Annotated in this window: 20 protein-coding genes and 2 pseudogenes; 6 read left to right on the plus strand and 16 right to left on the minus strand. The window is 64.6% G+C overall.

Annotated elements, in window-relative coordinates:
- The first annotated feature begins 18 nt into the window (after positions 1-18).
- The 4 genes from ptsP to HG421_RS10120 all read left to right on the plus strand — a co-directional run bounded on the left by ptsP (position 19) and on the right by HG421_RS10120 (position 6837).
- Positions 19-2535, plus strand: coding sequence for a phosphoenolpyruvate--protein phosphotransferase (gene ptsP / locus HG421_RS10105; protein WP_169706277.1), 2517 nt, complete (start codon positions 19-21; stop codon positions 2533-2535).
- Complete coding sequence (gene pfkB, locus HG421_RS10110; protein WP_169706278.1) at positions 2532-3488, plus strand: 1-phosphofructokinase; 957 nt, start codon at positions 2532-2534, stop codon at positions 3486-3488. Before ptsP ends, pfkB begins: the two co-directional genes overlap by 4 nt.
- Before the next feature lie 152 nt (positions 3489-3640).
- Positions 3641-5386: a PTS fructose transporter subunit IIC gene (locus HG421_RS10115; protein ID WP_169706279.1), complete on the plus strand. Its 1746-nt coding sequence runs from the start codon at positions 3641-3643 to the stop codon at positions 5384-5386.
- A 173-nt stretch (positions 5387-5559) separates the two neighbouring features.
- Positions 5560-6837 (plus strand): carbohydrate porin, encoded by a 1278-nt coding sequence (locus tag HG421_RS10120; RefSeq protein ID WP_169706280.1) that lies wholly within the window; start codon positions 5560-5562, stop codon positions 6835-6837.
- A 150-nt stretch (positions 6838-6987) separates the two neighbouring features.
- On the opposite strand, the gene HG421_RS10125 is transcribed toward HG421_RS10120, so the two are convergent.
- The 9 genes and pseudogenes from HG421_RS10125 to HG421_RS10165 all read right to left on the minus strand — a co-directional run bounded on the left by HG421_RS10125 (position 6988) and on the right by HG421_RS10165 (position 13590).
- Positions 6988-7386: a hypothetical protein gene (locus HG421_RS10125; protein WP_169706281.1), complete on the minus strand. Its 399-nt coding sequence runs from the start codon at positions 7384-7386 to the stop codon at positions 6988-6990.
- 122 nt (positions 7387-7508) lie between these two features.
- Entirely contained in the window at positions 7509-8813 is a 1305-nt protein-coding gene (locus HG421_RS10130; protein ID WP_168968412.1) for an IS4 family transposase, read from the minus strand.
- Positions 8814-8967: 154 nt separating this feature from the next.
- Positions 8968-9348: pseudogene (locus tag HG421_RS10135) on the minus strand (transposase); the annotation flags it as partial.
- A gap of 22 nt (positions 9349-9370) precedes the next feature.
- Positions 9371-10195 (minus strand): IS3 family transposase, encoded by an 825-nt coding sequence (locus tag HG421_RS10140; RefSeq protein ID WP_168968454.1) that lies wholly within the window; start codon positions 10193-10195, stop codon positions 9371-9373.
- Positions 10195-10512 carry a DUF1153 domain-containing protein gene (locus HG421_RS10145; RefSeq protein WP_169705294.1) on the minus strand — a complete coding sequence of 106 codons (318 nt, stop codon included), beginning with the start codon at positions 10510-10512 and terminating at the stop codon, positions 10195-10197. The genes HG421_RS10140 and HG421_RS10145 overlap by 1 nt, the downstream gene beginning before the upstream one ends.
- Before the next feature lie 54 nt (positions 10513-10566).
- Positions 10567-11178: pseudogene (locus HG421_RS10150) on the minus strand (IS5 family transposase); the annotation flags it as partial.
- Positions 11179-11274: 96 nt separating this feature from the next.
- The gene (locus tag HG421_RS10155; protein WP_169706282.1) at positions 11275-12546 is read right to left on the minus strand and encodes a DNA-methyltransferase; all 1272 of its coding nucleotides are present in this window, start codon (positions 12544-12546) and stop codon (positions 11275-11277) included.
- Positions 12543-13172 (minus strand): ApaLI family restriction endonuclease, encoded by a 630-nt coding sequence (locus HG421_RS10160; RefSeq protein ID WP_169706283.1) that lies wholly within the window; start codon positions 13170-13172, stop codon positions 12543-12545. Before HG421_RS10160 ends, HG421_RS10155 begins: the two co-directional genes overlap by 4 nt.
- Positions 13173-13254: 82 nt before the next feature.
- The gene (locus HG421_RS10165) at positions 13255-13590 is read right to left on the minus strand and encodes a hypothetical protein (protein WP_169706284.1); all 336 of its coding nucleotides are present in this window, start codon (positions 13588-13590) and stop codon (positions 13255-13257) included.
- 329 nt (positions 13591-13919) lie between these two features.
- On the opposite strand from HG421_RS10165, the gene HG421_RS21230 reads away from it, so the two are divergent.
- The gene (locus HG421_RS21230) at positions 13920-14102 is read left to right on the plus strand and encodes a phage integrase N-terminal SAM-like domain-containing protein (protein ID WP_248279491.1); all 183 of its coding nucleotides are present in this window, start codon (positions 13920-13922) and stop codon (positions 14100-14102) included.
- Between the two features lie 118 nt (positions 14103-14220).
- Here the strand turns inward: HG421_RS21230 and secF are convergent, their stop codons facing one another.
- From secF to HG421_RS10200, 6 genes are all read right to left on the minus strand, one after another.
- Positions 14221-15189: a protein translocase subunit SecF gene (secF, locus tag HG421_RS10175; protein WP_169706285.1), complete on the minus strand. Its 969-nt coding sequence runs from the start codon at positions 15187-15189 to the stop codon at positions 14221-14223.
- Positions 15190-15311: 122 nt separating this feature from the next.
- On the minus strand, positions 15312-17156 hold the full coding sequence (gene secD, locus HG421_RS10180; RefSeq protein ID WP_169706286.1) for a protein translocase subunit SecD: 1845 nt from the start codon (positions 17154-17156) through the stop codon (positions 15312-15314).
- A 335-nt stretch (positions 17157-17491) separates the two neighbouring features.
- On the minus strand, positions 17492-17845 hold the full coding sequence (gene yajC / locus HG421_RS10185; protein ID WP_169706287.1) for a preprotein translocase subunit YajC: 354 nt from the start codon (positions 17843-17845) through the stop codon (positions 17492-17494).
- 132 nt (positions 17846-17977) lie between these two features.
- On the minus strand, positions 17978-19123 hold the full coding sequence (gene tgt / locus HG421_RS10190; RefSeq protein ID WP_169706288.1) for a tRNA guanosine(34) transglycosylase Tgt: 1146 nt from the start codon (positions 19121-19123) through the stop codon (positions 17978-17980).
- Between the two features lie 81 nt (positions 19124-19204).
- A complete protein-coding gene (gene queA, locus HG421_RS10195; protein ID WP_169706289.1) occupies positions 19205-20275 on the minus strand; it encodes a tRNA preQ1(34) S-adenosylmethionine ribosyltransferase-isomerase QueA in 1071 nt (356 codons plus the stop codon).
- Positions 20276-20484: 209 nt separating this feature from the next.
- Positions 20485-20916 (minus strand): Lrp/AsnC family transcriptional regulator, encoded by a 432-nt coding sequence (locus HG421_RS10200; protein WP_104602732.1) that lies wholly within the window; start codon positions 20914-20916, stop codon positions 20485-20487.
- A gap of 121 nt (positions 20917-21037) precedes the next feature.
- On the opposite strand from HG421_RS10200, the gene HG421_RS10205 reads away from it, so the two are divergent.
- On the plus strand, positions 21038-22534 hold the full coding sequence (locus tag HG421_RS10205; RefSeq protein WP_169706290.1) for an aminotransferase class III-fold pyridoxal phosphate-dependent enzyme: 1497 nt from the start codon (positions 21038-21040) through the stop codon (positions 22532-22534).
- 343 nt (positions 22535-22877) lie between these two features.
- On the opposite strand, the gene HG421_RS10210 is transcribed toward HG421_RS10205, so the two are convergent.
- Complete coding sequence (locus HG421_RS10210; protein ID WP_169706291.1) at positions 22878-23585, minus strand: glycosyltransferase family 32 protein; 708 nt, start codon at positions 23583-23585, stop codon at positions 22878-22880.
- Positions 23586-23682: the final 97 nt, after the last annotated feature.

Raw genomic sequence — 23682 nt, forward strand, 5'->3', positions numbered from 1 at the left:
TCCCACCCGGAGCCCGCCTTGTCCTCTCCGCCGCTTGCCCCCGTGACCCCCGAGCTCGTCCGCCTGCGAGCGCACGCCCGCGACAAGGACGACGCCATCGCCCAGGCGGCGCAGCTGCTGGTTGCCGCCGGCTGCGTGGCGCCGGGCTACGACGCCAGCATGCGGCGCCGCGAAGGCCTGGCGAACACCTTCCTGGGCCATGGCCTGGCGATCCCGCATGGCGTGGGCGAAGACCGCCACCTGGTGCGCCGCGACGGCATCGCGGTGCTGCAGCTACCCGAAGGCGTGGAATGGAATCCGGGCCAGACCACCCGCCTGGTGGTGGGCATCGCCGCGCAGTCCGACACCCATATCACCCTGCTGCGCCGGCTGACCCGGCTGATCCAGGACCCGGCGCAGCTGGAGGCGTTGTTCACCACCGACGACCCCGGCGTGATCGTGGCCGCCCTCACCGGCGACCGCGCCCCGGACACCAGTGCCGCGCCGGCCACCGACCTGGCCGAACGCTTCGAGTGGACCATCGCCTACCCCAGTGGCCTGCATGCGCGCCCGGCCACCCGCTGGGCCGAGACCGCGCGTGGCTTCAGCGCCCGCGCCCAGGTCCGCGCCGGCGACCAGGTCGCCGATGCCAAGAGCCTGGTCGGCCTGCTGCAGCTGGGCCTGCGTGCCGGCGACAGCATCACCGTCTCGGCCGAAGGCAGCGATGCCGCGGCCCTGCTCAAGCGCCTGCGTGCGGTGATGGACAGCCTCACCGCACAAGAAAAGGCCGATGCCGAACGCGCCGCACAACGCCGCGCCGCCCCGGTGGTCGGCTGGACCCCGCCGCAGGCGCAGCCGGCCATCGTCGGCATCGGCGCCAGCCCCGGCGTGGCGATCGGCATCGTGCACCGGCTGCGCGCGGCGCAGACCGAGGTGGCCGATCAACCGGTCGGCCTGGGCGATGGCGGCGCGCAGCTGCACGATGCCTTGACGCGTACCCGCCAGCAGCTGGCGGCGATCCAGGACGACACCCAGCGCCGTCTCGGTGCCTCGGATGCGGCCATTTTCAAGGCCCAGGCCGAGCTGCTCAACGACACCGACCTGATCACCCGCACCTGCCAGCTGATGGTCGAAGGCCATGGCGTGGCGTGGTCGTGGCATCAGGCGGTGGAACAGATCGCCTCCGGTCTGGCGGCGCTGGGCAACCCGGTGCTGGCCGGCCGTGCGGCCGATCTGCGCGATGTCGGCCGCCGCGTGCTGGCACAGCTGGACCCGGCTGCGGCGGGCGCCGGCCTCACCGACCTGCCCGACCAGCCCTGCATCCTGCTGGCCAGCGACCTGTCGCCGTCGGACACCGCCAACCTGGACACCGCGCGCGTGTTCGGCCTGGCCACCGCACAAGGCGGCCCGACCTCGCACACCGCCATCCTGTCGCGCACCCTGGGCCTGCCGGCGCTGGTCGCAGCCGGGGGCCAGTTGCTGGATATCGAAGATGGCGTCACCGCGATCATCGACGGCAGCAGCGGCCGGCTCTATCTCAATCCGTCCGAGCAGGATCTGGATGCGGCACGCACCCACATCGCCGAGCAGCAGGCCATCCGCGAGCGCGAAGCCGCGCAGCGCGCCCTGCCCGCCGAGACCACCGACGGTCACCACATCGACATCGGCGCCAACGTCAACCTGCCCGACCAGGTGGCGATGGCACTGACCCAGGGTGCCGAAGGCGTGGGTCTGATGCGCACCGAGTTCCTGTTCCTGGAAAGCGGCCGCACGCCCAGCGAAGACGAACAACACGCCACCTACCTGGCGATGGCGCAGGCGCTGGATGGCCGCCCGCTGATCGTGCGCGCGCTGGATATCGGCGGCGACAAGCAGGTGGCGCACCTGGAACTGCCGCACGAAGAAAACCCGTTCCTGGGCGTGCGCGGCGCACGCCTGCTGCTGCGTCGCCCCGACCTGCTGGAGCCGCAACTGCGTGCGCTGTACCGCGCCGCCAGGGACGGCGCGCGGCTATCGATCATGTTCCCGATGATCACCTCGGTGCCGGAGCTGATCGCCTTGCGCGATATCTGCGCGCGCATCCGCGCCGAACTGGACGCCCCCGAAGTGCCGATCGGCATCATGATCGAAGTGCCGGCCGCCGCCGCGCAGGCCGACATGCTGGCGCGCCACGCGGACTTCTTCTCGATCGGCACCAACGACCTCACCCAGTACGTGCTGGCGATCGACCGCCAGAACCCCGAACTGGCCGCCGAGGCGGACAGCCTGCACCCGGCGGTGCTGCGCATGATCCGCAGCACCATTGAAGGCGCACGCAAACACGGCCGCTGGGTCGGCGTGTGCGGCGGCCTGGCCGGCGATGCGTTCGGCGCCAGCCTGTTGGCCGGCCTGGGCGTGCAGGAACTGTCGATGACGCCCAACGACATCCCGGCGGTGAAGGCACGTCTGCGTGGCACTGCGCTCAGCACGCTGCAGCAGCTGGCCGAGCAGGCGTTGAACTGCGAAACCGCCGAGCAAGTGCGCGCACTCGAAGCGCAGCGCGAGGACAAGGCATGAGCCTGCAGGCCATCACCGTCACGCTGAACCCGGCGATCGACCAGACCATCCAGCTCGACAGCCTGCAGCCCGGCGCCGTGCATCGCGCCAGCAGCGTGCGTAACGATGCCGGCGGCAAGGGCATCAACGTGGCGGCATGCCTGGCCGATTGGGGCAGCGATGTCGCCGCGCTCGGCGTGCTCGGCGGCGGCAATGCCGGCGTGTTCGAAGCGCTGTTCCGCGAACGCGGCATCGTCGACCACTGCCAGCGCGTGGCCGGCGAAACCCGCACCAATCTCAAGCTGGTGGAAGCGCGCAGCAACGCCACCACCGACATCAACCTGCCCGGCCTGCAACTGACCAGCGCGCATCTGCAAGGCGTGGCCGATCAACTCGCGCCGCTGCTGCGCCCCGGCCTGCCGGTGGTGCTGTCCGGCAGCCTGCCGGCCGGCCTGCCCGACGACAGCTGGGCGCAGTTGCAGGCGCAGGCCAGCGCGGCGGGCGCACGCGTGCTGCTGGATACCAGCGGCGCGCCGCTGGTGGCGGCATTGGGCGCCGCCCGCGATGCGCTGCCGTACGCGGTCAAGCCGAACCGTCATGAACTGGAAGCCTGGACCGGCCGCCCGCTCACCGATCGGGCCGCACTCAGCGCCGCTGCGCACGAACTGATCGCACGCGGCATCCAGCTGGTGGTGATTTCGATGGGCACCGACGGTGCGTTGTTCGTGCAGCGCGACCGGCGACTGATCGCGCGTCCGCCGCGGCTGGCGCAGGGCAGCAGCGTGGGCGCAGGCGATGCCATGGTGGCCGGCCTGGCTGCCGCACTGCTGGAGGCGGCCACCGATCTGGAGCAATGCGCGCGGCTGGCCACGGCGTTTTCGGTGTGCCGGCTGGAAAGCGGCGACGCGCGCCGGATCACGGCCGATGGCGTGCGCCGCGCCGCAAGCCAGGTCGTGATCGAGCTGCTGTCGTGAGCCCCTGTTTGCCGCCGCTGCGCTCCAATGGACGCATGTCCACGCCTGATGCCATGCGTCTGCGCAACTCCGGCCTGCGCCACCCGCGCGCGTAAGCCTTGCCTCTCCCCCCGCCGGCCACCCGGCGACCGCAATACAGCAGGAGTTTTCCCATGTCCTCTTCCATCGTGGTCATCGCCGCCGGCGAACGCAGCACCGAGGCCGTCCTGGCGGCCGAAGCGCTGCGCCGTGCGGCCACCGCCGCCGGCCATAGCGTGACGATCGAAATCCGCAGCGACCAGGGCGTGCTTGGCGCATTGCCGACCGAGCTGACCAACGGCGCTGCGCAAGTGCTGATCGTCGGCGATGCCGATGCCGACACCGGCCGCTTCGGCGACGCGCAACTGCTGCATCTGAGCCTGGGCGCGGTGCTGGACGACCCGGCCGCCGCCGTCGGCCAGCTCGCTGCCACTACCGCACCCGCCAGCGCATCGGCAGCGACCGATGCGTCCGGCGCAGGCGGCAAGCGCATCGTCGCGATCACCTCCTGCCCCACCGGCATCGCCCACACCTTCATGGCCGCCGAAGGCCTGCAGCAGGCCGCGAAAAAACTCGGCCACCAGATGCGCGTGGAAACCCAGGGCTCGGTGGGCGCGCAGGACGCACTGACCGACGCCGAAATCCGCGCGGCCGATGTAGTCATCATCGCCGCCGACCGCGAAGTGGACCTGGCCCGTTTCGCCGGCAAGCGCGTGCTCAAGAGTGGAACCAAGCCGGCCATCAACGACGGCCCGGCCCTGATCAACAAGGCACTGGCCGAGGCCAGCGTGCACGGTGGCACGACACCGGCCACCGGTACCGCCGCCAGTACGACCGCAAGCAAGGGCAACGGCCGCACCGATGCCTACAAGCATCTGATGACCGGCGTGTCGTTCATGCTGCCGTTCGTCACTGCCGGCGGCCTGTTGATCGCGCTGGCCTTCGCGCTCGGCGGCATCTACGCCGGCGACGATGCGCACCAGGGCACGCTGGCCTGGTCGCTATTCCAGATCGGCGCCAAGGCCGGTTTCACCTTGATGGTGCCCGCGCTGGCCGGCTATATCGCCTACTCCATCGCCGACCGCCCCGGCATCGCGCCCGGCATGATCGGCGGGCTGGTCGCGGCCAATCTCAATGCCGGCTTCCTCGGCGGGATCATTGCCGGCTTCATCGCCGGCTACGGCGTGGCCGCGCTCAATCGCACCATCAAACTGCCGCGCACCCTGGAAGGGCTCAAGCCGGTGCTGATCCTGCCGGTGCTGGGCACCCTGTTGGTGGGCCTGGCGATGATGTATGTGTTCGGCCAACCGGTCGCCGACCTGCTGGCCTGGCTCACCGCGTGGTTGCGCGGCATGCAGGGCAGCAGCGCGCTGCTGCTGGGCCTGTTGCTCGGCGGCATGATGGCCTTCGACATGGGCGGGCCGGTCAACAAGGCCGCCTATGCATTCTCCACCGGCCTGATCGCCAGCCAGGTCTACACCCCGATGGCCGCCGCCATGGTGGCCGGCATGACCCCGCCGCTGGGCATCGCGCTGGCGACCTGGGTGTTCCGCAACCGCTTCACCGTGGAAGAACGCGGCACGGCCACCGCCGCCGGCGTGCTCGGGCTGGCCTTCGTCACCGAAGGCGCGATCCCGTATGCCGCGCGCGATCCGTTGCGCACCATCCCGGCGCTGGTGATCGGCTCGGCGGTGGCCGGCGCGATCTCGATGTCGGTCGGCGCCGAACTGAAGGCCCCGCATGGCGGCATCTTCGTGCTGCTGATCCCCAATGCCGTGACCCACCTGGCGATGTATGTGCTGGCGCTGCTGGCCGGCGTGGTGGTCACCGCGATTGCCTTGCGCGTGCTCAAGAAACCGGTGGCCGACGTCGTCGCCTGAGCCAACCCGCGGCGGCAGGCATCTGCCGCCGCATCCGGCGCGCCGGACGCGCGTCGCACCTGATTGCCGTTACCGCCGCGGCGCGCAGTGACCGCGCGCCGCCAACGGCTTGCCCATCCTCTTGCTGTTGCGTCCGCCACCTCGGCCACGCCCTCTTTGTTCGGAGTCCTGCCATGTCCGCCCTGCTCTCCCACCGCGCCTCCCATCGTCTGCTGTGCCTGTCGCTTGCCATGGCGCTGGCCCCACTCGCCCAGGCGCAAGACGCCGCCGATGCCTTCAAACTCAAGCTGGGTTACACCGGCGAAGCCGCCTCGATGATCGACGGCGGCCGCAAGAGCGGCGACGCCTACGCCGGCCAGCTGATGGTCGGCACCGACGTAGACATGGACCGCCTGTTCGGCTGGGGCGGCGCCACGGTCAAGCTGCAAGTCTCCAACCGCCACGGCACCAACCTGTCCAACAGCAGCATCGGCAACAGCACCTCGGTGCAGGAAATCTACGGCGGCCAGGGCACGCGCCTGGCCAACTTCACCCTGCTGCAAAAACTCTTCAACGACCGCCTGGAACTGGAAGCCGGCCGCAGCGTGGCCAACATCCACTTCCTCGGCTCGGACCTGTGCCAGTACTTCCAGGGCAACTCCGCCTGCGGCAACCCCACCTTCGTGTTCCGCACCAGCAACTTCACCTACTGGCCGGTCTCCAGCTGGGCCGCACACGCCACCGCCTGGGTCACGCCCAAGGTCTATGTGCACGTGGGCGCGTATGAAGTGAACCCGGTGCAGGCACAGGACGGCCAGCACGGTTTGAAGTGGAGCACCGACGACACCACCGGCGTGGTGGTGCCCTACGCCATCGGCTACAAGAACAAGGGCGGCGACGGCACGCTGGCGGCGATGTACGAACTCGGCGGCTGGCAGGACAACTCCGACTACACCGACCCGCTGCGCGACCGCAACGGCAACCCCGCCGTCCTCAGCGGCCTGGGCTATGAAAACAAGCAGGGCCGCTCGGGCCTGTTCGGCCGCTTCGAACAACAGGTCACCAACCCCGACCCATCCGGCAACCAGGGGCTGACGGTCTTCGCCGCCATCCTCAAGAGCACCAGCGGCCAGGCGATCGAGGACCACTTCGTGCAACTGGGCCTGGTGCAGAAAGGCACCTTCGCCAGCCGCCCGCAGGACAACATTGCGTTTGTGATCACCCAGCAGAAGTACAGCGACGAAGCCATCGAAAACCTGCGCCTGGCCCGCGCCTCGGCCGGCGGCACCGGCACCCCCGCCGACAACCAGATCATGATGGAGCTCAGCTACGGCATCCAGGTCACCAAGCGCCTGCGCATCGCCCCGAACCTGCATTACGTGATCAACCCCGACCAGTTCAACGAACCCACCCGCACCACCGATCTGAAGAACGCGCTGATCGCGGGCATGCGGATCGACTGGAATCTGTGAGCCGCAGAGAAGCTGCGCGCGTTGCGCGCATGCTTGGCGGGCACCACCATCTGAAGTGAGTGGCGGGTGCGTTGCACTTGTGTAATGACCCACCACTGCTAACGCCTGAATTAAGCCGAGCCGCGAAGCGGCGTCGGCTTAAATGAATTGTTAGCCCCTCCCGGCGAGTCGGACGAGGTGCTTCATGAAGGATGACGTGATCTCAAGGATGAACTCGATCTCCTCCTCAATCACAGCGTCATCGTGCTTCACGTAACTGTTGTTGTACTTGGCGTAGTAGTCGATCAGCTTCACGAACATGTTGGACAACTCGGCGGAGCCGCCCTTGCTCTTGATGTGTTGCCCTACTTGCGGGATCTGATTCTCTAGTGACTTGGCATTGCCGAAGATGTCGTGGAGAAGCTTTTCCAGAGACAATCTCAAGTCATCGAGGAGGTTGCGATGGAATGCCTCGTGTGAGTACTTGTCTAGCGCCTGGGAATAGAGCGAGAGGGAATCTGGGTGCTCAGACAGCCAGTGCCGCGTTTCCTCAACGAGGGTCTCGTTCACCTCCGACGGGTGTCTTTTGGAGCAAGGTGGCTGTACTTGGTGATGAGTTTGACCTTTAGGGAAACTCTGATCAACACCGCCAGCAGACATGAAAAGCCGTCCAGGGCCGCAATGCCAGTCAGTTAACGCTGATTGGCATTTTTCGTAGGAAACTTCGAAGTGCGGTTCTTGACGACTCTGGGGAAGCTTCGTTCGGTGCGGCGTGGTGGCAGCACGAAGTGCCTGGACTGTGCCAACAAGGCCGTCAGTTGCCTGGGCAGGGTGCCCGCCGAATCCAGGCTCGGGACCGCCAGCAGGTTGACGATGGCATAGCTGGCTGTGTGGAAGCTGATGCGCTGGGGCTCCACCTTGGCGTGAGCGGCCATCTCTCGCATCCAGCGCCGCAGCAGTGTGTAGGCGATCAGCACGCCCCACAGTTCCTGGCGCACCAGCGCGGGCTGCTTGCTGCGCAGTACCGGTTCGCCCTCCTGCAGCGACTGCTTGATCTCGCGGAATCCCAACTCGATCTCCCAGCGCTGGCGATAGAGCTCGGCCAAGGCATGGGCTGGATGCGTGTGGGGACACGGCAACGAGGTGATGAAGCGCCGTAGCCGCCCACCTACGCTGACCTCGATCAGGCGCGCCTGCCAGTGGCTGGGCAATTCCGGACGTGCCTTGCGCGCTTGTGGCGAGACCGGCATGCGGATGCGTGCATCGCCGGGCGCGAGTTGTTCGACGATCTCATGGCGCAGGTTGTCCCGGGCCCGCATCAGCCAGTGACGCTGCGTGCCCGCAGCCTGCCAGTCCAGCAGGAACGCGGCCGAGAAGTACGCTCGGTCAAATAGCGTCACCGAGTGGTCCTGGCCCTGCAGCTGCGCCGCCAGGCTCAGTTCACCGCAGTCCATGCCGCCGAGCTTGGCGTCGAGCAGCTCGTGGCTGTGGGTATCCATCAGGCAGGTGGCGCGAATCTGCGGCCAGGACAAGGGACCATGCTGGTTGCTGCAGCTGCCGAGGTCGGCTCGATTCTCCGCAGTGTCCGGTGCTGCCCAGACCACGCCGTCCACCGCCAGCACGCGCAGTGGCCGCTGCGTATCCACCGGTGTGCGGCTCCAGGCCCGGGTCAATAGACCGAACAGTTCGGCCAGGGGTTCTTCTCCCAGGCGCTGGCGGGCCTGCACGCTGGCACTCGGCGCGGGCAGCGCTTGTGCGTCCAGGCTCAGATCGAGCTGCTGCACCACCTGCCACAGTGGTCGGTCACGAAACAGCGCCAGTCCGATCACCAGCCACACGGCATGTTCGGCCGGCAGCTTGCGCCGCCGGATCGACGCCTTGCCGCTAGTCGCCAGCGCCTGCTCGATCCAGGCCGGCTCTATCAATGTGCTGAGTTGGTCGAGTCGATCAGGGACTCGCGGTAACGTCTCGCGCAGAGCGCTCGCAAACAGGCTCATCAAGCAAAAAAGGGAACGTGTTGAACACGTTCCCTTTTTACTGGATCAGCTCCCCTCGGGGCTTAACTGACTGGCATTGGTCCAGGGCCGCGTATTTTGCGTTCAAACCCTCGATTTTTGCCGTTTTCGGCGCATTTGCTGCCGGTTTCCCAAACTACAGGCGCACGTCGACCACGGCAGGTAATAAATGCTTACGCTTCAGCCACAGATTCGACAGCGCAAACAGCGTCAGCACCTGCGCGGTGTTCTTCGCCAAACCGCGATAGCGCACCTTGACATAGCCGAACTGGCGTTTGATCACCCGAAACGGATGCTCCACCTTCGCCCGCAGGCTGGCCTTGGTGTACTCCCTACGCTTGGCTCGCTTCGATTCACGTTTGTTCTTGATCTGCTTCAGCTTCGAGCGTTTCTCCGCGATCAGGTAGCGCAGCTTGCGCTTGCCCTTCATCTCATCGCGCTTCTCAAGCCCGGTGTAGCCGCTGTCCCCGCACACCGTGCCTTCCTTGCCGTGCAGCAGCTTGTGCGCTTGTGTAATGACCCACCGGTTTCTGCACAGGTCAGGTGGTTAATGTAGCGGCATAGGCTTGGTCAGGCGTCATCATGTTCAGTGCCTGATGCGGGCGCTGCCGGTTGTAGAACCCAATCCAGTCGCTGATGACGCGCAAGGCGTGGGCCAGGCTCTCGAACCGGTGCCGATGGACGCACTGTTCCTTGAGCGTGCGTATGACGCGCTCGACCATCCCGTTCTGCTGGGGACAGTGTGGCGTGATGAACTCCTGCTTCATGCCGTAGCCAGCGACCAGGCGGGTGTAGTCGCGGCTGGTGAAGACCAGGCCATTGTCCGAGCGCAGCAGGAACGGCTCCTTGACCTTGCCCAGCGTGCCGAAGCGGGTGATCAGTGCTTGCTCCAAGGCCGCCACGGCGGTGCTGGCCCTGCCCGTGCGCGAGAGCTGCCAGCCCAGCAATTGCCGGGTATGGCAATCGATCACCAGGGCCAGGCTCAGCCAGCCGTCCTTACCGCCCCAGATCCGACACAGGTCGGTGGCCCAGCGTTGGTTCGGTGCGCTGGCCACCGAGGGCAAGGCCTCGATCCGCGGTCGCTTGCCCACGGCCCGCTTGCGCACCTGCCAGCCCTTGATCTGAAAGATCCGCTGCACCGTGTTCTTGTTCATCCGCAGTAGCCCAGCCACCGTCCGATACCCGAACGACGGCTCGGCCTCGATCATGGCCTTGATCGGTTCGGCCAGCTCTGGCTTCACCTTCGGCGCTGCCTTGCGCGGCGTGTAGTACACGCTGCGCCGTGGTACACCGAACCAGCGGCACAGCTTGACCATCGAGACGTCGAACCCGTCCTCCTTCAGGCCCTGCTGGATCGAGGCCATCAGCTCTCGTCCTTGCCCAGCAGGGCTGCCAATTTTTTTCGGGCACGCAGTTCCAGCATGGCTTCGCCGTAGGCTTCCTGCAGCTCCTTGAGCTGGCGTTCGTACTGCTCGCGCACGTCTTCGGGCTTGGCCCGCAGCGCGTTCTCCAGGCCGCGCTTACCTTCCTCGACCCAGCCTTCGATCTCATTGGGCGTCAGGTCGAACTGCCGGCTGGCCAAGGCCACCGTCGTCTTCCCCTGGATGATCTCCAGCACCAGCGCCGACTTGCGCCGGGCCGTCCAGCGCTTGATCTGTTCTTCGTCCATTACTGCACTCATCGATGTCTCCTCTGAAGGCTAACACCTGAGCAGATTTTCAGTGGGTCATTACACTTGCGTGATATCGGCCACGTTGGCCGCCGTGCATTCCACGTGGTGCACCAGCCCAGAGTCGTCGTCCACTCCGATGTGCGCCTTCATCCCGAAGTAATACTGGTTGCCCTTCTTGGTCTGATGCATCTCCGGATCGCGCTCGCCCTGCTTGTTCTTGGTCGAGCTGGGCGCAGCGATGATCGTGGCGTCTACGATCGTCCCGCCGCGCAAGCTTTGCCCCTTGCGCGACAGGTGCGCGTTGACCCGATCGAACAGCTTGCGCGCCAGATCGTGCTGCTCCAACAGATGGCGGAAGTTGAGAATCGTCGTCTCGTCCGGCACCTCATCCAGCCCGCCGATCTTGGCGAAACGGCGCATCGACACCGTGTCGTACAGGGCTTCTTCCGCTGATGGATCGCTCAGCGCATACCACTGCTGCAAAAAATGGATGCGCAGCATCGTTTCCAACCGATACGGCTGGCGCCCCGGCTGCCCGGACTTCGGGTAGTGCGGCTCGATCAGCGCCAGTAGGCCCTTCCACGGCACGACCTGGTCCACCTCGGCCAAGAACACCTCGCGCCGCGTCCGCTTGCGCTTGCCGTTGTACTCCGCGTCACCGAAGGTCAGTTGCATCGTCGTCGTCCCGTTGCGTCTATGTGATTGTCGCAGGAACAGGGGGAGTTGTTCAGAGTTTCCCTAGATCCTTTCGCGTGATGGCTAACGCCTGAACTAAGCCGAGCCGCGAAGCGGCTTCGGCTTGAATGAATTGTTAGCAGCGCTCTTGGTCTCGCCGGCTATGAGTGATGCATCAAGGGATGACTTGATCCGCAAAGCTGTGGATTCGATTAAGTGCATGAAGGGCGGTAACGCATCTGTAGAAAATAAACCAGTTTCCTCATTAGTACGCACAAGAATTGCGTTTTTAGCTTTCTTTGAAATAGCTGCCCGCGCAAGCGAAGCAGCGGCGTCAGAAATCGACTCTCCATTTCGTTGGACACGCACAGGCACAAGAGGTTCTCCCTCAGGGGACCTTAGGAAAGCATCGATTCCTGAATTGCGATGGACCGGGACAAAGTCCAAACCTTCAAGAACTGCAAGCGCTTTCAAGTTCGCGGTGGCATATGCCAAGCGCCCCTTCTTAAGCAGCGCGGAATCCGTCCTGACGGGCTCTTCAATTCTCCGATTTGCGAGCGCCACTGCCTCTCGCGATGTATCTATGCCGAAGGCTCTGCGCCCCAGAATCGCAGCGGCGACTAGAGTTGTGCCGCTTCCGCAGAATGGATCAACGATAAAATCTCCGGGGTCTGTGGAAATTTCGATGATGCGCTCGAGCAACAAGATAGGCTTTTGAGTGGGGTAGCCCGTCCGCTCTTTTGCCTTAGGGTTTAGAAAAGGGATAGCCCAAACATCATTGAGAGGAACGCCATTCTTCTCTGTGCCGTAAATAGTATTTCCAAGCTTATCAGTTGCATATTTTGAAACCCCGTCAGCGTCTCGCTGGCGCAGTTGCAGTATTTGATCGACGTTTGTTGTCTCCGAGTAGGAGCCGTGCAGCACGTTAAACTTATATGCGTCGCTCTTTGAGTAAAAGAGGATTGTCTGGTGCGCCGGAAGCAGGTTTCGCGCAGAGTTTGACCAGCGCTTATAGCTCCAAATTATTTCGGATCGAAATTGACTCGCACCAAAAATATTATTGAGCAGCGTCCTTAGTAAGAAATTTGCGCTGGTATCACAATGTACAAAGATTGATCCAGAGTGCTTGAGCACGCGATGAGCTTCCCTGAGTCGCTGCTCCATAAAATCAGCGTATTCACCGAGATCACCCCATGCATCGTCAAAACTAAAGGCGTTTATTCGATCTCGCGAAATGGAAGAGTGCCGCCGATTCGTAAAAAAAGGAGGGTCCAAATAGACAAGATCGGCCTCGCATTCCTCTAGGCGCGCAAGCTCGACGAGGCAGTCGCCTTGTACAGCACGGGCTTGAGTAGTGGCGTTTTTCATGCAGCTTCGTTAGTCCGAGAATCAGCAATTTGTTCCAGTGCTACTTTGAGGTTTACAGAGGTGCGTTGCAAGACGTAGTCCCAGGCTGCTTCGCCGTAGTGATACTCACCATGAACTCCATTGTACAGGGTCTCAAGAGTTTCTTGTATCCGAATTGCCTGCGTTCTATGGGGGTAGTAGAACATTATTCGAATAGGCTTGTAGCCGGCGTCTGAAATGACTTTGATACGAGTGTGCTCTTTTGTTATATGGTCGCCATCAGTCGTGGCATCTTTCCACTTAATTTCCAAAGCGTCGTTGCCTACAAGGCAATCGATCTCGACTGTTCGCGGGCGTTGACCCTGCGTGTTCGGTAACCTTAGCGATGCGGAATCCGGAAAAGCCTCTTTGAAGCAGAGCTTTGTTGCGGCCTCCAAGAATGATCCCGCATATTTGTAGAGGAATCGGCCCTTGTTTTGATAGACGTCAATCAAGCGACCTTCTTCTTGTGCGACTCCGAGAACACGGTAGATCAGGTAGTGGGACACGTCATCACCTTGCATCTCTAAAACGCGCCCATCAATAGCAAGCTTTAAGCGATCCGCGTACCCATCTGCCAGCAATTTGATCTTTTCTAAGGTTGTCATAAATTCTCGATGAAGATGGGATTTTGGCGGCCAACACCTGAGTTAAGCCGCGCCGCGAAGCGGCGTCGGCTTGAATGAATTGTTAGGCATCTGGGGCATTGTGCTCATCAAGATCCCTCTGCAATACAGCAACATCTTTTGCAAAAAGTTTGATTAGGTGGTCATATCCGAGGCTGTCCTTCGATATAGTAGTCTCTGTTCCCTTGTGCGTGACCCTAAACTCAACTCCGTCGAGGTGTTCATTTGCTTCCACGGCAACCGGGAGCCATCCAGCATGTCTGGTCTCGACGTGCTTTACGGTCCTTGGAAATTTAAGCTTTTGAGATAGATCAGCTTCGCTCTGTGCCGGAAACAAAGTAGGGTGATCTCCATGGCCATCACGATAAGTGACCTCATAGAATCTTGATTTCTTTGACATGCGTGTACCGTAAAATTTGATGCCTAACTACTATTGGACCGCCGAAATGCGGTGGTGCGCTGAGTATCTTCGATCGCTGGTGCTTTGTGAACGGGGGAAATCCTGGCCGGGGTCACGGGATTGCACGACGGCAAGCGGCCGCGACCATGCGGGTGCTTGCCGTGTTATCCAGCAAGGAGGCAGGCGTATGAGATACACCCCAAAAACATTCGCGTAACAGCGCTTCTACCGCTCCGGCTAGTCGATTAGGTGCGCGACCGCCTGCGGGTACGGCACACGACAGCCTGCGCCCAGAGCAGGCCTATCTGAGTTGGAGACGAAGCTTCATCTTGGCCAGCGGCAAGCGCCATCCGACGCAGATGGGCCAAGCGGAGGTCGAGGCGTTCCTCACCCGCTTGGCGACCGATGCGCAGGTGACTGCGGGCACACAGACCCAGGCGTTTGGCGGCGCTGTTTCTCTACCGCAACGTGTTGCGTATCGATCGGCATCACGTATGCGACGAAATCCATAATGTCCACGATCTTGAGTAGTGGCGTCACAGTGCACAACGGCACACTCACGACGTCCACCGCCAGAAACGAAAAAACCGCGCAATGCGCGGTTCTTTCGTCACACCTTCTGCCAACCGATCAAGGACGACGCGCCAGCGCCTCCACGTCCTTGGCCTTGGGCAGCAGATCCTGCTTGGTTACCGCAAACGGCCCGATGCTCAGCATCGGCACGGCAACGATCACCGAGGAGATCACCACGATCACCGCTCCGATCATGTGGGTCTCGGCCAGGCCTTCCATCGACTCGCCGCCGTAGATGTACAACGCCATCGCCGACAGGAAGAACATCACCGCGGTGATCACCGTGCGCGACAGCGTCTGGTTGATCGAACGGTTGAGCACCTCCAGCGGCTCCACGCGCAGCGCGCGGAAGTTTTCGCGCACACGGTCGAACACCACGATGATGTCGTTGATCGCAAAGCCCATTACCGACAGCAGGCCCGCCAGCACGGTCAGGTCGAACTCGCGGCCGGTCAGCGACACGTAGGCCACCGTCACCAGCAGGTCGAACAGCGCGGTCAGGCTGGCAACCACCGCGAACTTCCATTCGAAGCGGAAGGCGATGTAGATCAAAAAGCCCACCAGCATGAATACCGTGGCGTAGACGCCGTTCAGGGCCAGGTCCTTGCCCACCTGCGGGCCGACGAATTCGCCAGGCTGCACAGTAGCCGGATTCTCGTCGCTGGTCACCGCCTTGCGCACATCCTCGGCCACGGTGCGCGCGGCGTCGTCGCGGTTGTTGTGCTGGCCGTGCGGCTGCAGGCGGATCATGACTTCGTTGCCGCCACGTGCGTTCTGGACCTGGGCGTTTTCAAACCCGGCCTTGGCCAGCTGCTCACGCACCTTGTCCACGTCCACGGTCTTCTGGAACGAGGTCTGCACCAGCGTACCGCCGGTGAACTCCAGCGCGTAATTGAAACCTCTGCCGACGATGACGCCGATCGAGGCGACAGCGATCACCAGCATCAACACCAGCACCGGCTTGCGCAGGCGCATGAAATCGATCTTGGTGTCGTTGGGAATCAGGTGAAGCGGAAAAATTTTCATTGGAAGATCTTCCTAAAAAGTCCGCACATGGATGTGCGGGCTCTTGCGAGGGACTCGCACTATATGCGGGCTGTTGCGAGGGACTCGCACTTCTTCGTGCGGGCTCTTGCGAGGGACTCGCATCAGATGGCGACGGTCTTCAGCTTCTTGCGGCTGCCGTAGATCAGCACCGCCAGCGCACGCGACACGGTGATCGCGGTGAACATCGAGGCGAAAATACCGATCATCATGGTCAGCGCAAAGCCGCGCAGCGGGCCGGTGCCGAAGGCATACAAGGCCACTGCCACGATCAGGCCGGTGAGGTTGGCATCGAGGATGGTGCCGCCGGCCTTTTCGTAACCGGCCGCGATCGCCGACTTGGCCGGCACGCCCAGCCGCAGCTCTTCGCGGATACGCTCGTTGATCAGCACGTTGGCGTCCACCGACAGACCCACCGACAGGGCAAGGCCGGCAAAGCCCGGCAGCGTCATGGTGGCGCCGAACAGCGACATCACTGCCACCACGATCAGCAGGTTGAACAGCAGCGCCACCGAGGTGATCGCACCGAACACGCGGTAGTAGATGGTGAAGAACACCAGCGTGAACAGGAACGAGTAGATCACCGCGGTCACACCGCGCTGCACGTTCTCCGCGCCCAGGCTCGGGCCGATCACGTATTCCTCGACGAAGTCCATCGGCGCGGCCAGCGAGCCGGACTTCAGCAGCTTGGCCAGGTTCTCGGCCTCGGTCTTCTCCAGGCCGGTGGTCTGGAAATTCTTGCCGAACACGCCGGCGATGCGGGTCGGCGACAGGGCTTCTTCCTTGACCCGCACGCTGCGCACTTCCTTGCCGTCGACCATGGTCACGGTGGGAATGCGCTCGATATAGACCACCGACATCAGCTTGCCGACATTGGCGCTGGTGTAGTCGAACATGCGCTGGCCGGCGACGTTATTGAGCGTCACCGCAACCGCGGGCATGCCGTTCTGGTCGGTGCTGACCGACGCGCTGACCATCTGGTCGCCGGTCACCAGTGCGCGCTTGTTGAGCAGCACCGGCGCGCCGGTATCGCGCACGCGGTAGACCTTGGCCTCCGGCGGAATGGTGCCGCTGCGCACGGCATCTTCAGCGTTGCCTTCGACCACGGCGCGGAATTCCAGCGAGGCGGTGGCACCGATCAGGCGCTTGGCTTCGGCGGTGTCCTGCACGCCCGGCAGTTCGACCACGATGCGGTCCTCGCCCTGGCGCTGGATGGTCGGCTCGGCCACGCCCAGTGCATTGACGCGATTGCGCAAGGTGGTGAGGTTCTGCTCGATCGCGCCACTGGCGATCTGCTTGAGCTCGGCCTCGGGCACCTTGACCGCGATGTTCTGGCCGCTGACGTCGTAGGTCAGGGTCGGCTGCGCCTTGGCCAGCGCCACACGCGCGGCATCGGCATCGGCGCCCTCGCCCAGGCTGACCTGGATGCTGTTGTCGCCGCGGCGCTCCACCGAACGGTAGGCGATGCGGGCGTCGCGCAAGGTGGTGCGGATATCTTCGGCAAAGCCGTCCAGCCGCTTTTCCAGCGCGGCCTTCTGATCGACCTGCATGGCGAAGTGCACGCCGCCGACCAGGTCCAGACCCAGCACCATCGGCCGGCCGCCCAGCTTGGCCAGCCAGTCCGGCACGGTGGAGGCCAGGTTCAGCGCCACCGTGTAGTTCTCGCCCAGCTGCTGACGCAGCACGTCGTTGGCGCGGGTCTGCGCCTGCAGCGAGGGCAAGCGCACCATCAGGCTGTCGCCCTCCTTGGTGATCGCCTTGGGCGTGATGCCGGCGCTCTTGAGCTCGCCGTCGATGCGGCTGCGCAATGCGTCGTCGAGCTGCGCACCGCGGCTGGCGGTGATCTGCACGGACGGGTCCTTCTGGTAGACGTTGGGCAGCGCATACAGCGCGCTGACGGCCAGTACCAGCAGGATCAGGAAGTACTTCCAGCGAGGAAATTCGAGCATTGCGACAGTCCCGCGCGGCACCATCCCGGCGCCGCGCCTAGCAGTGAGAACGACTTCAGGCGACCGACACGAGGTCGCCAGCGGCCATCCGGTGGATGCGAGCAGTACGCGGAACCACCGCACACAATGTGCGATGCGGCTCCTTGCACCGACTGCGCCCGCCTGACGGTGCGCGCAGCAGTGATGTTGCGGATCTTGCGAAGCGAACAACGGTGCGGGCAACCGGCCGGTCAAGCGTCGGTGGCGCAGCAATCACGGAGTGTACGAGTGGTTCCTGCCGTTTTCGAGCGCCGGCCACGCCAGCCGGGCGGTGCGCGCAGTGCCGGGCGCGATGCTCAGCTGGCCGACTTCAGCGTGCCCTTGGGCAGCACATGACCCACGGCGCTGCGCTGCACGCGGATACGGACGTTGTCGGCCACTTCCACGGTGATGAAGTTGTCGCCGATATCGGTGATCACGCCCGCCACGCCGCCAGAGGTGATGACTTCATCGCCACGGGCCAGCTTGTCAAGCAGTGCCTTGTGCTCCTTCTGACGCTTCATCTGCGGGCGGATCATCAGGAAGTACATGACCGCAATCAGGATGATGGGCAGCGCGAAGGTGGACAGGCCGCCCACCGAGCCGGGTGCCGCTGCGCCGCCGGCAGCCTGTGCCTGGGCAGCGGGGATCAGGAAATCGAGCAAATTCATTCAGTGCATCCTAGTTTGGTGCCAGCGCGCCCACGGGCACGCTCGCTATTCAGGTACCGCCAAGGCGGAACAGCCGGGAATTATGCCATGCGGGTTCCACCCCGTCCGCGCCAGGGGCACGGACGGCAGGGCTCAGCTGGTTTCCCCCGGCAACGGCGGCGTGGTGGCGCCGCGTGCCGCATAGAAAGACCGCCGGAACTGCACAAAGGTTCCCGCCGCGATCGCCGCGCGCATGTCGGCCATCAGTTTTTCGTAGTACCAGAGGTTGTGCAGGGTGCCCAGCATCGGCGCCAGCATTTCGTTACAGCGGTCCAGGTGGCGCAGATACGAGCGTGTATAGCCGCTGCTGCAGGCATGGCAACCGCAGCCGGGCTCGATGGTATCCAGGTCGCGTTCGTACTTGGCGTTGCGGATGCGCACGGTGCCGAACGAGGTGAAGTAGTGGCCATTGCGCGCGTTACGGGTGGGCATGACGCAGTCGAACATGTCCACCCCGCGCGCCACGCCTTCGACCAGGTCTTCCGGCCGGCCCACGCCCATCAGGTAACGCGGGCGGTCGGCCGGTAGCCGCGGATGCAGGTGTTCCAGCATCGCATTGCGCTCGTGCTCGGGCTCGCCCACGGCCAGCCCGCCGATGGCGTAGCCGTCGAAGCCGATACCTTGCAGGCCCTCCAGCGAGCGGGTGCGCAGGTCCGGATGCACCCCGCCCTGCACGATGCCGAACAGCGCTGCATCGTTGCCCAGCCCGTCGTGCGCATCGCGCGAGCGCTGCGCCCAGCGCAGGCTCAGCTCCATCGAGCGCCGCGCCACCTCCTCGGTGGCCGGGTACGGCGTGCACTCGTCGAAGATCATCACGATGTCCGAATCGAGCACCTTCTGGATCTGCATGCTCTCTTCCGGCCCCAGGAACACCCGCGCGCCATCGGTGGGCGAGGAAAAGGTCACGCCCTGCTCGGTGATCTTGCGGCGGTGCGCCAGCGAAAACACCTGGAACCCACCGGAATCGGTGAGGATCGGCCCGTCCCAGCGCGCAAACCCGTGCAACCCGCCGTGGTCGCCGATGACATCCAGACCCGGACGCAGGTACAGGTGGAAGGTATTGCCCAGGATGATCTCCGCCCCCAGCGCGCGGATCTGCTCCGGCAGGATGCCCTTGACCGAGCCATAAGTACCCACCGGCATGAACGCCGGCGTCTCCACCGTCCCGCGCGGAAAGGTCAGGCGGCCACGGCGGGCGTGGCCATCGGTGGTCTGGAGCTGGAACTGGAGTCGGGACATTGAGGGGCCGGGAATGGGGAATCGGGAATGGAGAATCGGAAAAGCGGTTGGCAGGTGGCTGATCGTTTGGCGGATACCGCCTTACGATTCTCCATTCCCGATTCCCGATTCCCTGCCCCACAACAACATCGCATCGCCGTACGAAAAGAAGCGATAGCGCTGGGCAATGGCGTGGGCGTAGGCGGCGAAGATGCGCTCGCGGCCGGCGAAGGCCGAGACCATCATCAGCAAGGTACTTTCGGGCAGGTGGAAGTTGGTGACCATCGCGTCGACGCTGCGGATGCGGTAGCCGGGCAGGATGAAGATCTGGGTTTCGCCGGCGAACGGCTGCAGTTCGCCCTCGGGCGCGGCGTCGGTGGTGCGCCAGGCGCTTTCCAGCGAGCGTACGACCGTGGTGCCCACCGCGATCACGCGGCCGCCGCGCGCACGGGTGCGGCGCACCTGCTCCACCAGTGCCGCGCCCACGTTGAGCCATTCGGTGTGCATCACGTGCTGGTCCAGCCTGTCCACGCGCACCGGCTGGAAGGTGCCGGCGCCCACATGCAGGGTAACGTGCCCGAACTCCACCCCGCGCTCGCGCAGGCGCGCCAGCAGGGCCTGGTCGAAATGCAGGCCGGCGGTGGGCGCGGCGACCGCGCCGACTTCACGGGCGAACACGGTCTGGTAGCGCTCGCGATCCTCCACCCCCGGCTCGCGGCGGATATACGGCGGCAGCGGCAGGCGACCGGCCTCGGGCAACCACTGCTGCAACGGCGCCGGAATGTCGAACCGCAGCAGGTAGAACTCGCCATCGCGGCCTAGCACCTCGGCCTGGCCGCCGGCATCCAGCGCGATCAGGCTGCCGGCCTTGGGCGACTTGCTGGCGCCGATCTGCACCCGCGCCTCGCGTTCGCCCAGCAGCCGCTCGATCAGGATTTCCACCCGCCCGCCACTGGCCTTCTGTCCGAACAACCGCGCCGGAATGACCCGGGTGTCGTTGAAGATCAGCAGGTCACCGGGCTGCAGCAGCTCCGGCAGATCGCGCACCTGGCGGTCGCTGAAGGCCGCCGGCTCCGGCGGCACCACCAGCAGCCGGCTGGCCGCCCGCTCGGCCAGCGGCGCCTGGGCGATCAGTTCGTCGGGCAGGTTGTAATGGAAATCGGACTTCTTCAAGGCGGGGCGGTACAGCGGTTTGGGGGCACTAGTTTAGCGGGACATGCTGAGGACATCCTTCTCCCATCGGGAGAAGGTGGCGCGCAGCGCCGGATGAGGGTGCGGGCGAAGCACTATTGGCGTTCGAGCACACGTGGGCTTCGCCCCGTACCCTCACCCCAACCCCTCTCCCAGGGGGAGAGGGGCTTTGCTAGCTCCCGATTCCCGATTCACCGCTCGAACTTGGTGGACAAAATGATCGAACTGGTCGTGCGCTCCACGCCGTCGATGGCGCCGATGGCGTCGGTGAGCACGTCCATCTCGTTGACGCCGCCCACCACGCCCAGGGCGATCAGGTCGTAGGCGCCGCTGACCGAATGCAGCAGGCGTACCTCGGGAATGTCGCGCAGCGCCTTGACCACCGCCGGCATCTTCTTCGGCAGGACGGTGATCAGGATATGCGCGCGGATGCGGCCCTGGTCGTAGGCGTCGTGGGTGCGCACGGTGTAGCCGCTGATCACGCCGTCGCGCTCGAGTTTTTCGATGCGGCTCTGCACGGTGGTGCGTGAGAGGCCGAGCCGGCGCGCGATCTGTGCGGTGGAGGCGCGGGCGTCCTCGCGCAGCAGCGACAACAGGCGCTCGTCGGAAGGGGTGACTTTCACTTTTGTCCAGGCGTTTCGGCGAATCGACGAAAATAGCGCACATCTCGTCGGAATTCACGCTGCCAACTGCCGATCTCCTGCCGATAATAGAGAGACACCGCCACCTTGCTGGAGATGCGCCATGTCTGTCCTTGCCCCGCTCGCCCCGCTGCGTGCCCATGCCGGCCGCCGCCTGACCGATGGCCTGGACGATGCCGCCATCACGCGCCTGGCCGGCAGCCACCCGGAGCTGGCACAGGCCATCGCCGCTGCCGCTGCCGAGTACGCCCAGGTGCGTGACGAGGCTGGCGACCTGCTCGACCTGGACGAACAGGCGCAGATCGCTGCCGTGCAGGACGGTTTCATCAACTTCTACGCCGACGATGCGGTCACGCCCTACGTGGCACTGGCCGCGCGCGGGCCGTGGGTGGTCACGCTCAAGGGCGCGGTGCTGTACGACGCCGGCGGCTACGGCATGCTGGGCTTCGGCCACACGCCGGCGCCGGTGCTGGAGGCCATGGCGCGCCCGCAGGTGATGGCCAATGTGATGACGCCCAGCCTGGCGCAGCGACGGCTCGACCGCGCCCTGCGCGCCGAGATCGGCCATACCCGTGGCGGCTGCCCGTTCGCACGCTTCATGTGCCTCAACTCCGGGTCCGAGGCCGTGGGCCTGGCCGCGCGTATCGTCGATACCAACGCCAAGCTGCATACCGACCCGGGTGCACGCCATGCCGGCGCCAGCATCAAGCGGCTGGTGGTCAAGGGCAGCTTCCACGGCCGTACCGACCGCCCCGGGCTGTATTCCGATTCCAGCCGCAAGACCTACACCAAGTACCTGGCCAGCTATCGCGACGAGGATTCGGTCATTGCGATTGCCCCGTACGATGTGGCCGCCCTGCAGCGCGCCTTCGACGAGGCCGCACGCAATCACTGGTTCATCGAGGCGGTCTTCCTGGAGCCGGTGATGGGCGAAGGCGACCCTGGCCGTGCACTGCCGGCCGAGTTCTATGCCGCCGCGCGGGCGCTGACCCGCACCCATGGCAGCCTGTTGCTGGTGGACTCCATCCAGGCCGGGTTGCGCGCGCATGGCGTGCTGTCGGTCGTGGACTACCCCGGCTTCGAACAGCTGGACCCACCGGACCTGGAGACCTATTCCAAGGCGCTCAACGCGGCGCAATATCCGCTGTCGGTACTGGCCGTCACCGAGCATGCCGCGCAGGTGTACCGCAAGGGCACCTACGGCAACACCATGACCACCAACCCGCGCGCGCTCGATGTGGCCTGCGCCACCCTGGCGTTGTTCACCCCGGAGGTGCGCAACAACATCCGCGTGCGCGGCGCGCAGGCGATCGCCAAGCTGGAAGCGCTGCGCGCGGAACTGGGCGGGCCGATCACCAAGGTGCAGGGCACCGGCTTGCTGTTCTCCTGCGAGCTGGCCCCGCAGTTCAAATGCTACGGCGCCGGCTCCACCGAGGAGTGGCTGCGCAAGCGTGGCGTCAATGTGATCCACGGCGGCGAAAATTCGCTGCGCTTCACCCCGCACTTTGCGATGGACGAAGACGAGCTGGACCTGCTGGTCGGCCTGATCGCACGCGCTCTGAAGGAAGGCCCGCGCCAGGCACAGGCCGAGGCGGCCTGAGCCGTCACTCACGTCTCGACTGCCTAAGTGCAGTCGGGGCGTCTGCCCGACGCGCGTCCGAAGCAAGGCGGCCCGAGCGCAGGGCATGGTCTGCCTACCGTTGGCAGCCTGCAGGACGCCAAGGTCTTTGAGCGCGGCGCACTCCTGCAACGTCAAGCAGCAAAGCGAAGCTGAAACGGCTCGATCAAGCTGGTCTGCATGAATCGCAGCTGGTCGGCATGCACTTGGCAGCCCGGCGAGCAACGTCGATGGCGCGGGCCGGCAAGCAACCACGCTGCCGGCCGGCCGAAACATTCGGCAGGCTCGGCAAACCGCACCCGCATCCTGGCCTCCTATCCGCCGATCAGATCGGTACAGCGCTCAACTTGCGCCGCAGGTAGTTGGTCATCGCACGACGCGGCGACTTGCCGCGCCAGGACGCCCAGCACAGGTGCGAGCCCACCGCGAGCGCACCGCCGCGATGGCCCAGTCCAAGCCAGGTGCGGTCCGGATGAAACGCATCGCGCGGTGGAAAGGCAATGCCGGCAAACTGCTGCTGGTGCGCGTTGTAGAAACGCGTCAGCCCGCGCGGGCCGGAGATCATCGGGATCTGCCGGTGGTCTTCCAGCGTCTCGGGCGCATGCAGCGCGAAGATATGCTCGATGAAGGCACGCCAGAACGGGTGGCCGGCCTCGGAACCGAACACGGCATTGCCGATCTTGAACTCCTCGGTGCCTGGCGCGCCCTCTTCCACCGGCAAGACGCAGTGCTGCATCAGCAGATCGTTGCCCAGCGCGCGCAGCAGCTTGTAGTCGGTATCGAAGTAAAAGCCGCCATGCGCGTGCATGTAGGCGCAACGCGCGATGTCGGCCTTCATGACGCCGAAGCGGATCTGCTCGTAGCGCTGCGCAAGCTCTGGAAACGCACGGCGCATCAATTCGGAATTATCGGCATCGTCCCAGACGTAACAGGTCCAGTCGGGCAGCAGACGTTGCAGTCGGGCACACACCCTGCGCTCTTCCCACAACAGCTGTTTGGTGGGTGCGGTCAGATGAAACACATGGGGAATCATGGGAATACGGCTCAGTGGTCGGGGAGGCACCAGAACCCCAGCCGCAGCAGCCGCATCGAACACGCAACCCGCTTGAGGCTCTGGCTAAACGCACCGT

The sequence above is a fragment of the Xanthomonas campestris pv. badrii genome (assembly GCF_012848175.1).
GTDB classification, from domain to species: domain Bacteria; phylum Pseudomonadota; class Gammaproteobacteria; order Xanthomonadales; family Xanthomonadaceae; genus Xanthomonas; species Xanthomonas campestris_C.

Bases quoted from the DNA above. Each gene is read 5' to 3' on its own strand.
- secD (WP_169706286.1), bottom strand. From the start codon at position 17,156: ATGCTCGAATTTCCTCGCTGGAAGTACTTCCTGATCCTGCTGGTACTG.
- HG421_RS10160 (WP_169706283.1), bottom strand. From the start codon at position 13,172: ATGACAACCTTAGAAAAGATCAAATTGCTGGCAGATGGGTACGCGGAT.
- HG421_RS10140 (WP_168968454.1), bottom strand. From the start codon at position 10,195: ATGGCCTCGATCCAGCAGGGCCTGAAGGAGGACGGGTTCGACGTCTCG.
- HG421_RS10210 (WP_169706291.1), bottom strand. From the start codon at position 23,585: ATGATTCCCCATGTGTTTCATCTGACCGCACCCACCAAACAGCTGTTG.
- HG421_RS10155 (WP_169706282.1), bottom strand. From the start codon at position 12,546: ATGAAAAACGCCACTACTCAAGCCCGTGCTGTACAAGGCGACTGCCTC.
- HG421_RS10165 (WP_169706284.1), bottom strand. From the start codon at position 13,590: ATGTCAAAGAAATCAAGATTCTATGAGGTCACTTATCGTGATGGCCAT.
- HG421_RS10145 (WP_169705294.1), bottom strand. From the start codon at position 10,512: ATGAGTGCAGTAATGGACGAAGAACAGATCAAGCGCTGGACGGCCCGG.
- HG421_RS10120 (WP_169706280.1), top strand. From the start codon at position 5,560: ATGTCCGCCCTGCTCTCCCACCGCGCCTCCCATCGTCTGCTGTGCCTG.
- HG421_RS10130 (WP_168968412.1), bottom strand. From the start codon at position 8,813: ATGAGCCTGTTTGCGAGCGCTCTGCGCGAGACGTTACCGCGAGTCCCT.
- yajC (WP_169706287.1), bottom strand. From the start codon at position 17,845: ATGAATTTGCTCGATTTCCTGATCCCCGCTGCCCAGGCACAGGCTGCC.
- tgt (WP_169706288.1), bottom strand. From the start codon at position 19,123: ATGTCCCGACTCCAGTTCCAGCTCCAGACCACCGATGGCCACGCCCGC.
- secF (WP_169706285.1), bottom strand. From the start codon at position 15,189: ATGAAAATTTTTCCGCTTCACCTGATTCCCAACGACACCAAGATCGAT.
- pfkB (WP_169706278.1), top strand. From the start codon at position 2,532: ATGAGCCTGCAGGCCATCACCGTCACGCTGAACCCGGCGATCGACCAG.
- HG421_RS10205 (WP_169706290.1), top strand. From the start codon at position 21,038: ATGTCTGTCCTTGCCCCGCTCGCCCCGCTGCGTGCCCATGCCGGCCGC.
- HG421_RS10115 (WP_169706279.1), top strand. From the start codon at position 3,641: ATGTCCTCTTCCATCGTGGTCATCGCCGCCGGCGAACGCAGCACCGAG.